Origin of the sequence: Pseudoalteromonas sp. C2R02, from assembly GCF_018860845.1 — a bacterium.
Lineage (GTDB): Bacteria > Pseudomonadota > Gammaproteobacteria > Enterobacterales > Alteromonadaceae > Pseudoalteromonas.
On the sequence record NZ_JAHKQC010000057.1, the window covers coordinates 49,346 to 60,646 of the forward strand.

General features: G+C 34.8%; 10 protein-coding genes. 4 read left to right on the top strand and 6 right to left on the bottom strand.

All coding sequences use genetic code 11. The annotated features are described in order from the left end of the window. Positions 1-30: 30 nt before the first annotated feature. Positions 31-495 carry a sigma D regulator gene (rsd, locus tag KO527_RS25685; protein ID WP_216043088.1) on the bottom strand — a complete coding sequence of 155 codons (465 nt, stop codon included), beginning with the start codon at positions 493-495 and terminating at the stop codon, positions 31-33. A 429-nt stretch (positions 496-924) separates the two neighbouring features. Between rsd and hemE the strand changes: the two genes are divergently transcribed. Next, positions 925-1,992, top strand: coding sequence for a uroporphyrinogen decarboxylase (gene hemE / locus KO527_RS25690; RefSeq protein ID WP_216043089.1), 1,068 nt, complete (start codon positions 925-927; stop codon positions 1,990-1,992). 71 nt (positions 1,993-2,063) lie between these two features. Here the strand turns inward: hemE and KO527_RS25695 are convergent, their stop codons facing one another. From KO527_RS25695 to KO527_RS25705, 3 genes are all read right to left on the bottom strand, one after another. Continuing rightward, entirely contained in the window at positions 2,064-3,452 is a 1,389-nt protein-coding gene (locus KO527_RS25695; RefSeq protein ID WP_216043090.1) for an energy transducer TonB, read from the bottom strand. Between the two features lie 116 nt (positions 3,453-3,568). Next, positions 3,569-5,005: a Si-specific NAD(P)(+) transhydrogenase gene (sthA, locus tag KO527_RS25700; protein WP_216043091.1), complete on the bottom strand. Its 1,437-nt coding sequence runs from the start codon at positions 5,003-5,005 to the stop codon at positions 3,569-3,571. Positions 5,006-5,082: 77 nt separating this feature from the next. After that, entirely contained in the window at positions 5,083-6,216 is a 1,134-nt protein-coding gene (locus KO527_RS25705) for a fatty acid desaturase (RefSeq protein ID WP_216043092.1), read from the bottom strand. Positions 6,217-6,413: 197 nt separating this feature from the next. Between KO527_RS25705 and fabR the strand changes: the two genes are divergently transcribed. Then, positions 6,414-7,037 carry an HTH-type transcriptional repressor FabR gene (gene fabR, locus KO527_RS25710; protein WP_042151431.1) on the top strand — a complete coding sequence of 208 codons (624 nt, stop codon included), beginning with the start codon at positions 6,414-6,416 and terminating at the stop codon, positions 7,035-7,037. Position 7,038: 1 nt separating this feature from the next. Here the strand turns inward: fabR and trmA are convergent, their stop codons facing one another. Then, entirely contained in the window at positions 7,039-8,136 is a 1,098-nt protein-coding gene (gene trmA, locus KO527_RS25715; protein WP_216043093.1) for a tRNA (uridine(54)-C5)-methyltransferase TrmA, read from the bottom strand. Positions 8,137-8,279: 143 nt separating this feature from the next. Between trmA and KO527_RS25720 the strand changes: the two genes are divergently transcribed. Beyond that, on the top strand, positions 8,280-9,416 hold the full coding sequence (locus tag KO527_RS25720) for a DUF5610 domain-containing protein (RefSeq protein WP_216043094.1): 1,137 nt from the start codon (positions 8,280-8,282) through the stop codon (positions 9,414-9,416). 85 nt (positions 9,417-9,501) lie between these two features. Beyond that, on the top strand, positions 9,502-10,278 hold the full coding sequence (murI, locus tag KO527_RS25725; protein WP_216043095.1) for a glutamate racemase: 777 nt from the start codon (positions 9,502-9,504) through the stop codon (positions 10,276-10,278). Here the strand turns inward: murI and KO527_RS25730 are convergent. Continuing rightward, positions 10,259-10,738, bottom strand: a complete 480-nt coding sequence (locus KO527_RS25730; protein ID WP_216043096.1) for an RNA-binding protein — start codon at positions 10,736-10,738, stop codon at positions 10,259-10,261. The genes murI and KO527_RS25730 overlap by 20 nt on opposite strands. Between the last annotated feature and the right edge of the window lie 563 nt (positions 10,739-11,301).

Consider the following 11,301-nt stretch of genomic DNA (forward strand, 5'->3'; position numbering starts at 1 on the left):
TCGCTTTTTTTATGTCTGATTGTAAGAGGGCTAGTGATTTGAATAAAGGTTATCAATTAATTCATCTTCGTATTCAAATCTTTGTTCAAGGATTTCACCTAGTTTTGACAGCTCAGAATCAAAATCTGGTAGTGTACTACCTTGTTTTGTTTCAGCATATTTGTCATTAAATGATAAAGCAATATCAGTTGATGCTGATATTTTTGGGTATAGCTGTTGTGCTAAAGCAAGGCTCTGCTCACCTTTTGTTTCACAGGCTTTGGCTATATTATTATATATTTCGAAATGTCCCGCCGATAAATAATCCATTAATATTTGGCAAAACTTTTGAATGTGAGCTTGCTCTGGTAGTGCGTGTTCATTGCGGTTAAAAGGAGGTAATCCAACTAACTTGCAATATAATACCAATAATTCTTGGCGTTCTTCTAACCATGAGTCAATAACAGAATGAGAACCACCCCACTCTTGTTGTGCTTTTTCTAGTTGTGTTAGCATAATTATTCTCCCTGCTCTTACTATACCTCTATAAGAATGAAATATAAGCAAAAGATCAACCTATTTTTAATAATAAGTTCATAATTAAATGTAACTAAATGATTTATTTGAATTTATAAAAACACTGGTTTTTTATCTTGATTGTTAAAAATAAAAAACCACCAACTTATTTTACTAAGATTGGTGGCCTGAATTTTGTAACTGTCTCGTTTATCCGAGATTCTTATTGTTTTTTAATCTATATACAAATTTATAACAAATAGTTATCCTTGTAGCAACCTTTTATTTTGTGATTGTTTTATATTCCTTGATCTTACACATAGAGGGTTTGAGCTCTAAGTGTTAATATAGTCATATAACTTAGACATCCTGCAGTAGTCATTTTAAAATTTATAAAATGTTGGGATTAATCAGCTAAAAGAGACTTACATGAGTGAATTGAAAAACGATCGTTATTTACGTGCTTTATTAAAACAACCAGTAGATGCAACGCCTGTATGGATGATGCGTCAAGCAGGTCGTTATTTACCAGAATACCGCGCATTACGTGCTGAAGCTGGTGACTTTATGAGTTTATGTAAAAACGCGGAGTTTGCCTGTGAGGTAACATTACAGCCATTACGTCGTTACCCTTTAGATGCCGCTATTTTATTTAGTGATATTTTGACTATTCCTGATGCTATGGGCTTAGGTCTTTATTTTGAAACAGGTGAAGGCCCTAAATTTGAACGTACTATTGAACGTATGTCAGATGTAGAAAACTTACCAGTGCCTGATCCAGAGCAAGAACTTGGCTATGTAATGAATGCTGTGCGTACTATTCGTCGTGAATTAAAAGGTGAAGTTCCATTGATTGGTTTTTCAGGTTCACCTTGGACGCTTGCAACTTATATGGTTGAAGGCGGAAGCAGTAAAGCATTTGGCAAAATCAAAAAAATGGCATTTGCTGAACCTAAAATGTTGCATATGTTATTAGATAAATTAGCTGATTCAGTTATTTTATATTTAAATGCACAAATCAAAGCTGGTGCACAATCAGTAATGATTTTTGATACTTGGGGTGGCATTTTAACACCAAGAGATTACAAGCAATTCTCATTAGCTTACATGGATAAAATTGTTAAAGGCCTTATTCGTGAAAATGATGGTCGTAAAGTTCCTGTAACCTTATTCACTAAGAATGGTGGCATGTGGATTGAAGATATCGCTGCAACAGGTTGTGATGCAGTAGCGCTTGATTGGACAATCGATATGGCTGATGCAAAGCGCCGTATTGGTGATAAAGTTGCACTTCAAGGTAATATGGATCCTGCAATGTTACATGCATCTCCTGAACGTATTCGTGAAGAAGTTAAAACAATTCTTGAAGGATTTGGTGAAGGCGGCACAGGTCATGTATTTAATTTAGGTCATGGTATTACACCAGATGTAACACCAGAAAATGCAGGCGTATTTATTAACTCAGTACATGAGCTAAGTAAGCCTTATCATAAATAAGGCGATACAATAGTAATAAAAAAGGAGAGCTAAGCTCTCCTTTTTTATTACTTTACATGACTAAAATATGTTTAGTTATTTAATCTTAAACTTGCACCACTTGCCATCATAGCAGCTTCTCCGCCTTCAATTAAATCTAAGTAGTTCTTCGTTGGCCAGTTACGGTTTTTGGCTTCATCATACGCTTGGCGTAATAACGTATCACCTTGTTGTACACGACCCATTTCAGTATATGCTGCGCCTAATACTGATAATAATGTTGGGTTTGTTGCATCTAATGAACGTGCCAGTTCTGCATATTTGATTGCAGATGAAACATCTCTAATACCTGCTTCATCAGAAAAAGCTAATAATCTTGAGTATTCAACCATAGCAGGGAAGTATTCGTGTAATGTTGCAAGTTTTAAGAGTTCAGCGGCTTTTTTAACATTGTAATGCACACTTTCATAATTTAAATATGTTGTCGCTAATTGGAATTGGGCTCTGGCATTTTGTGTTTCACTTGCTTTTATTAACCAAGCAAATGCTTTGTCTTCACTTGGTTGGCAACCTTCACCATTTTCAAAACAATGTACTAAACGCAATTGGGCATCGTAATTACCATTAACGGCTGCTTTATAATACCAATTAATATGCTCGCCTTTTGTTGACTCTATTACTTCTTGTTCTAGCATTAAGGCGTAGCGTGCTTGTGCATAGCTATTTCCTTTAATAGCAAGCGCTTTTAGTTTATCTGTGTATTGTGCAAGCTGTTTTTTATATTGTTTATGGTTTTTAGAGCTTTGGCTTTTTGTTTTAAAAGTGGTAATTAAATCATGAGCACGATCTGGCTCACCATTGCGTTTTACTTGAGGCTCATATTGCCATTGTTTAACGGCTGCAAGTGCATATTCATCTAATGCGCCCTTAGGGAATGACGCTAATACACGCGCATCTTCCACATGACCACTTTCATCAACATTATAAGATATGCTGACCCAGGCGCTATTAAGTGCAGCAAGGTCTGATGGGTATTGCGGTTCTACTTTTTCGATTAACTTAGCTCGAGCTGGGTAAAAGTTAGTGCGCTTTAAATCAGGTTCATAAAGAGATTTATGCTTTTGACTGCCATATTTATTTTTAAGAGCAAGGTAGGCCTGTTTGCCTTCTTTTCTAGAGGGGATGCTTCTTCTTAAATTACGGTACTTTTCTTTAGCTTCAGGGTGTTTAAAATCTACAGCAAGTAAGTACCAAGCATATGCAGTTGTGATATCTTTTTCTACACCTAAGCCTTTTTCATAAAGCTGTGCTAATTCGAATTGTGCTTTTGAATGACCACGTTGTGCTAAAGCTGTAAATTCTTTTGCGGCCGCTGCAAAGTTATTATTTTGTAAATCTTTGTTGGCTGATGAAAAATCAGCTAAAACACTTGTAGAACAAAGTGATAGAGCTATAGTTAATAGCTTCATTTTACTTTTCATTTTGCACCAGCCTAATTATTGTTGTTGTTATACAATTAAGTTTACAATAATTTTACACAGATACAATAGTTAGATTGAAAAGTAGGCACAATTAGTACCTACTTTTTATGGTGATATTACTTTATCAAGCGATTAAGACCATTTAATGCTGCAACACGATATGCTTCAGCCATTGTAGGGTAGTTAAATGTGGTATTAACAAAGTAATTAATATTATTACCGCCATTCTTTTGTTCCATAATTGCTTGACCGATATGAATGATTTCAGTCGCTCTCTCACCAAAGCAATGTATGCCCAATATTTCTTTGGTTTCGATATGGAATAAAATTTTCAGGCTACCGACTTCAGTACCTGCAATTTGTGCTCTTGCTAAATGTTTAAATTGTGCTCTACCTACTTCATATGGTATTTTTGCCATCGTTAGTTCTTGCTCATTTTTACCAACCGAACTAATTTCAGGAATAGTATAAATGCCAACAGGCAAGTCACTAACCAATTTAGCTGAGCAGTGGCCATCAACAATTGCATCAGCAGCAATACGACCTTGATCAAAAGCAGCACTTGCTAAGCTTGGATAACCAATGACATCACCCACAGCATATATATTGTTAATTTCCGTTTGATGACTTTCATTTACTTTTAACAAACCTCGGCCATCGGCAACTAAACCCACTGATTGTAGATTTAAAGTATCAGTATTACCTGTTCTGCCATTCGCAAATAAGATGCAATCAGCTTGCATTTTTTTACCTGATTGCATATGTACTATTACGCAGTCATCACGTGTTTCGATTTTATCAAAGTCTTCATTATGACGAATTACGATGCCACTGTTCCAGAAGTGGTAGCTTAATGCATCTGAAATTTCAGCATCCATAAATGCCAGTAGGCGATCACGGGTATTGATTAAATCTACCTTTGAACCAAGGCCTCTAAAAATAGAACCGTATTCACAGCCAATCACACCTGCGCCATAAATGATGATATGTCTTGGGTCGTGTTTTAGTTTTAAAATAGTATCACTGTCGTAAACACGGCTATGATCAAAATCTATTTGTGGTGGATGGTATGGGCGAGAACCCGTTGCAATTACGATTGTTTCAGCTGTCAGTAATTCTATTGAACCATCAGGCTTTTTAATTTGAATTGTATGTTGATCTACAAAAGAAGCTTCTCCGTGATATAAGCTAATGCGGTTTCTATCGTAGAAGCTAGTACGTAAGTTAACTTGCTTAGAAATAACATTGCCAGCATGGCTTAAAATATCAGGAAAAGTAAGCTTGTTTCTAGATTCTTGAGTATTAAAAAGCGGATTACGATTGTACTCGATTAATCGACTTACTGAGTGACGTAGTGCTTTTGATGGGATTGTGCCCCAATGTGTACAACCGCCACCAACAGATTCTTGTTTTTCGATAACGGCGACACGTTTTTTACTTTTAGCCAAGTTCATGGCGGTGCCTTCACCGCCAGGGCCTGTGCCTATAATTATGGCATCAAATTGATATGATACTTCTTCTTGTGCCTTTTTAGACTTACTTTGCTTTGCCACTGGCTATCCTCAATTATTTCGCTTGAAACAAAAATAACCAGATCATAACCTTAAAGCCTATGATTGGGGTATTTTAGTTAACTATACCGAGCATTAAGCAACTTGATGTTTAAATCAAGCCATGCTTGTTTTTGCTGCTGCCAAGCCTGTTCAAACTCTTGGTACTGTTTATTTAAAGCTAGTTTTTCATATTGTTGCAATATGGTACTTTTTTTAGCTTCAAGCAATTGTTTTTTTAGTTTTGCGTAATGTTGTAATTTTTTGATTAATAATTCGTATTCGCTCTGCAACAAGTCTAGCTTGTCTTGAGTGACAGAAAATTGTGATAATTTTCTGGTTGTTGCAGCTAGTTGCGTTTCAGCTTTTGCTTTTTCTATGCGATCTATCGAAATCGTTTTAAGTTTTTTTGTAAGACCAAAGTATGAAAGTGACTTGATCATCCATTTAGTTGGGTCGTACTGATACCATTTTATACCATTTCTATAATCACTGGCAAAAATATGATGGTAATTATGATATCCCTCACCATAGGTGAAAAAAGCTAAAATACCATTATCTCTGGCCGTATTTGATTCAGTATAAGGTCTAGTTCCCCAGATGTGTGCGACTGAATTAATAAAAAAAGTAAAATGTTGGCTTAGCACCAGTCTTAATAATCCTGATAATAGTAACATGCCAATCACATCACCAAATATGATCCCTAACAATAATGGGATAGATACATTAACAAAAAATGCTAGCGGGAAATAATACTTGTGTTGCCACATGACTATTTTGTTTTTTTGTAAATCTCGCGCATTGTTGTAATTACCATATTGATCACCTTGATAATTGCGTAACATCCAACCTATATGGCTATACCAAAAACCATTAGTTGCGGCGTAAGGGTCTTTAACGGGATCATCAACTTGGCCATGATGAATTCTATGATCTGAGCTCCAGTGAAGTGCGCTATTTTGCATTGCAAATGCACCACCGATGGCAAAAATACACTCTATAACAGGGTGTGCCTCATAAGTTTTATGAGCCCATAATCTGTGGTAACCTGCTGTTATTGATAACCCGGCAAAAAACATACAAGCAATAAATGCCCACCAAGTTGTGCTGGTATATCCAACCATTACGCCATATAGAGGCACTAAAATGATTGCGGCTATAAATGTCAGTGTAAAAAATAGGACGTTTGCCCAGATCAATGGTGGTTTTTTCATTTGTCTTCTTCGTTAATAATTTAAATTAGTTTATTTGAGCGTACAACTGTGCGCTAAAATAGTAGTAAATTATCTTTTAGTCAAGTTATTCGATAGAGTAAAAACGAATTTACCTAGTAGTTATGTTAGACTTCTGACTTGTGAAACTTGTCTAAGTAGATAAAAGAAAGACAAAAGTTAAATTTATAGAGGTAGCTATGGCTGGCGTTCGTGCAAAACAAAAAGAAAGAACAAGACTTGCCCTAATTGAAGCGGCATTCAATCAATTGAGCGCAGAGCATAGTTTATCCAATTTAAGTTTAAGAGAAGTTTCTCGAGAAGCAGGTATCGCACCAACTTCTTTTTATAGACACTTTAAAGATATGAATGAATTAGGTTTAACTTTAGTTGATGAAGCGGGGTTAACACTTAGGCAGTTAATGCGCCAAGCGAGAAGAAGAATAAAAAGCGAAGGCAGCGTAATACATACTTCAATTCATACTTTTATGGAGTTTATTGAAAACTCGAGTAATCAGTTTCGATTATTGCTACGTGAACGTTCAGGTACTTCAATTGCATTTAGAAGTGCAGTAGCTCGAGAAATAAAACACTTTATTTTAGAGCTGGCTCATTATCTAGAAAACGAAACAAATTGTGATGCTGATCATGCTTACATTCAAGCGGAAGCTATGGTTACTTTGGTATTTAATGCAGGAGCTGAGGCTTTAGATATTGATAAGAAACAAAGGGATGAATTGGTTGATAGATTAGTTTGGCAATTAAGGTATGTTGCTAAAGGCGCTGCAATCTATGGTAAAAAAGCAGCACCTAAAAAAGACTAAGTTATTTTCGCGTTAAAAATACGCCGGATTCTATATGGTGTGTATATGGAAACTGGTCAAAAATAGCAAAGCGCTCAACTTTATGTGTTGTGGTTAATTGCTTTAAATCTCTTTCTAATGTATCTGGATTACAAGAGATATAAATAATATTATCGTAGTTTTGCGTTAAAGTAGTTGTTTTCTCATCCATACCCGCTCGTGGTGGGTCAACTAAGATCGTTTGACAGTTATAACTCTTTAAATCGATACCATTTAATCGAGTGAATTCTTGCTCACCATTAAGCGCTTGCGTGAACTCTTCACTGGACATGCGGATGATATCAACATTATCAATGTTATTTTCAGCAATATTAAATTGTGCTGACTTTACTGATGATTTTGAAATTTCAGTTGCTAATACACGATCGAATGCACTTGCCAGCGCGATAGAGAAATTGCCATTACCACAATATAGTTCTAATAAATCATTTTCTAAATTTTGGCTAATATCTAACGCCCACTCTAGCATTTTTTGATTTAGCTTTGCATTGGGTTGTGTAAAGCTATTTTCTACTTGTTGATAGGTAATTTCTTTACCTGCCACATTAAGTTTTTCAACTAAGTAGTCATTACCTAGTAATATTTTTTGCTTTCGTGCTCTACCAATAATATCAACATTAAATTCTTTGCTTAAAGTTGCTTTTAATTCTTCTGCTGCGACTAACCACTCATCTTCTAAAGGCTTGTGATATAATAAACTTATTAATACTTCACCACTTAGAGTTGATAAATAATCTATTTGAAATAACTTACGTCTTAAAATTTCATTGAATTGTAATAATGAAATTAATTTAGGCATTAAGTCGTAAATGATAGGTGCAGCTGGTTCAAAATGTTCAACTCGGATTTTTTCTTTGGTTTCTTGATTAAACATTATGTGGAATAAATCATCACCTTCATGCCATACTCTAAACTCGGCACGTTGGCGATAATGTTTTGGCTCAGAGTTGAAAACTTCTAATTTTTTAACTCCGAATTGTTCAAATTGCTTTTGAATTCGGATTTCTTTTTCACTTAGTTGTGAATCGTAAGTAGTTTCGTCAATTTCAATAATAGCCATTATGTTTTCTCGTCTGAGCTGGTCGCGCTATTTTATGGAGTGATATTAGTTTGTCTATATAAATTTAAATATTTTATTAATTCATACTTTAGTATTGACGTAAATTGCCGATAAGCAATAAAGACACTGAATTGGAGCAAGTCATGAAAATTGGTTCTTCTGGGTTTCAACCCGCATCGTTATTTAATCAGTTGTTCAAAAAGAGTGATAAAGCACAAGAGCACTCTCAAATGTCTGGTTCAGTGCAGTTTTCAAAAAATACCCAAATTGCCTCAAGAGTTATGCAAGATAAGTTATCTAACTCTCTATCCATGCCGCCAACTTCAGCTAATAAAGCTGAGTCTTTATTTGATTTTGAAGAAGTCGCAAAAAATGTTTTAGGTTTTGTCAAAACAGCTGTTTTAAATGCGCAAAGTAATGGTGCGTCAGATGACAAACTTAAAGATATTCTTAATCAAGCAAGAAGCGGTATTGAAACAGGTATAAAAGAAGCATCTGAAGAGCTAGAAGATTCTGGTTTAATGACTGATGATATACAGGAGGGCATTGCTAAAAGCTCAGAACTGATGAATAAAGGTTTAGATGAATTTGAAAGTGCGTTAGAAACACCAAAAGCATCATCAGTAAATTATGCTCAAGCAAGTAGTTATAATTTATCAAACAGTGCTGATTTAACAATAAAAACTCAAGAAGGCGATGAAATTCGTATTAGTTTTAATTCAGATTATCAGCATCAAAATGCTTCAGTCTATCAGTCAAACAATCAAAGTGAATCATTCGCATACCAAGATTCAAAATCATATTCAGCTGCATTTTCATTTGAAGTTAATGGCGATTTAAATGAAGAAGAGCAAGAAGCGATAAATGCGCTTATGTCTGATTTACAAAAAGTCAGTGATGATTTTTTCTCTGGTTCATTGGAAGATGCATTTGAACAGGCGAGTAAAATTAATATGGACACGAGCCAACTCGCAGCATTTTCAATGAATTTACAACAAACAGAGAGTCTCGTCAGTGTTAAAGAATATCGCTCCAATATGCCAGGGGTTGATTTAGCCAAGCAGCTCGCGCCACTTAATGAAGGTTTGGAGAAGGCATATGAGCAGGCTAAGCCGTTATCTATTGAAAATGAATTAGCTGGGATCTTACAGTGGTTGAATCAAGAAAGAGAGCAGGCTGATAAATTTATAGAATATAGCCAATCATTATTTGATCAGCTTGCTTTACTTGACAATGAAATACCAGAGATTGAAAAGTCAGATAGTGATATCCAGTCTTAAAGTTTTCAAACTAGCTCAGTTTCTTGAGCTAGCAAAGGTATAATGTCACAATAGTATGTCTTCTTATATTTATTGAGCTTTACCTTTGCAGCATATTGTTATTTTTGATTCGGGTATTGGTGGTACATCTGTATTAGCACATATTCAAAAAGCATTCCCTAATGCTAACTATAGCTATTTAATGGATAATCTATATTTACCGTACGGTGAATTAGAATCAAAAGTATTGCAACAAAGGTTATTACAAAAACTTAAAACGGTTGAAGAATCTTTTGAACCGATAGATCTCATCGTTGTTGCTTGTAATACAGCAAGTACACAAAGTCTTTGTTTATTACGTTCTCATACAGATATTCCTATTGTAGGTGTTGTGCCTGCAATCAAACCTGCAGCAAGTAAAACCAAAACCAAAAAAATAGGCTTATTAGCAACACCTGCAACTACAAATAATAAATATATACAAAACTTAATTAAAGATCATGCTAATGGTATTGAGGTTCATTTATATGCTTCTGTAAATTTAGTGACTTTAGCAGAGCATAAATTTTGGCGGGGTGAAGTAAATCAATTCGCATTAAAGGAAGAGGTTGAGAATTTAAATATCTCCAAAGAAATTGATTATTTAGTTTTAGGCTGTACACACTTTCCAATTTTATCATCAGAGATACATAAAGCGTTAGATATGGATATTGAATTAATTGATTCGGGAAATGCTATCGCAAATAGAGTAATTGATGTATTGCCGCAAAATATAAAAGATCAAAAATCACAACAAATAAAAAGGCCGGTGCGATTTTACGCAACGGCCCCAATTAAAAATACCAAACAAAGAGTAGAAGTAATTAAACTGATTGATCTCTAGATTCAGTTTTTACTGTAGATTCATTATTCTCTTGTTTTTGTTTTGCTTCTCTTACTTTTAGTGTGCGCTGCTGAAATTCAGCATCGTTTAAAGACGTAATAGCAGAGTCAGCATCTTTAGCTGCCATTTCAACAAACCCAAAGCCACGGCGTTTACCTGTATTTTTATCTTTTAATAAACGTACTGTGAAAACTTTACCGTGTTCTTCAAATAATTCTCTGACAACACCTTCATTTGCACGATAAGGAAGATTACCTACATATAAAGTTTTAGTTTCAATTTTAGATTCATCTTCATCCGTAGATATAAACGAAATGACGATACCACCAAGAAGTAACCCTAAAGCAAGGGCGATTGCAGGACTAGTTAAGACACTGGCTAATAGAAATTCTGCTAAGACAAAGCCAATAACAGCCAAGATAATAGAAAAGATTATAGATTTTTGATTAGATGATTTCATTTTATATACCAAATACACAAATTAAACATTAATTTAACATCGTAGTAGAGCTTATCTTAACCTTATCTTTAAACTTCGCAATAAAATTGTGACTAAAATATAAAATACATAACTAAATAATGATTTCGATGAGCATATCATCGCTATTTTGATGTAATAATAACCGTTGAGTTTACTTTTTATTCAAACAAACATTATTTTGAACTTTATTTTAAAAAACACTTGCGCTGAAATAGAATCTCTCTATACTGCGCCTCCACCGACACAGACGGCAAGCAATATTCTTAAAGGGATGTAGCGACATCGACTAGGTTGGTAGAGTTAATTAAAACTAGATTTAAAATTTTGTAAAAACTTTTAAATTAAGTCTTGACTCAAAATAATCACGGTGTATTATGCACACCCCAAGCGAAACGGCACTAGCCAAAAAGCTTGAAACGTTCTTTAAAAATTTAAGTAATCATCTGTGTGGGCACTCTTGCAGATTGAGTTCTAAAGTCACTTTTCGAAGTGACACAAAATTAGAGTCTCATTAAAATCTGTTCACTCAATCCTTTTAGGAA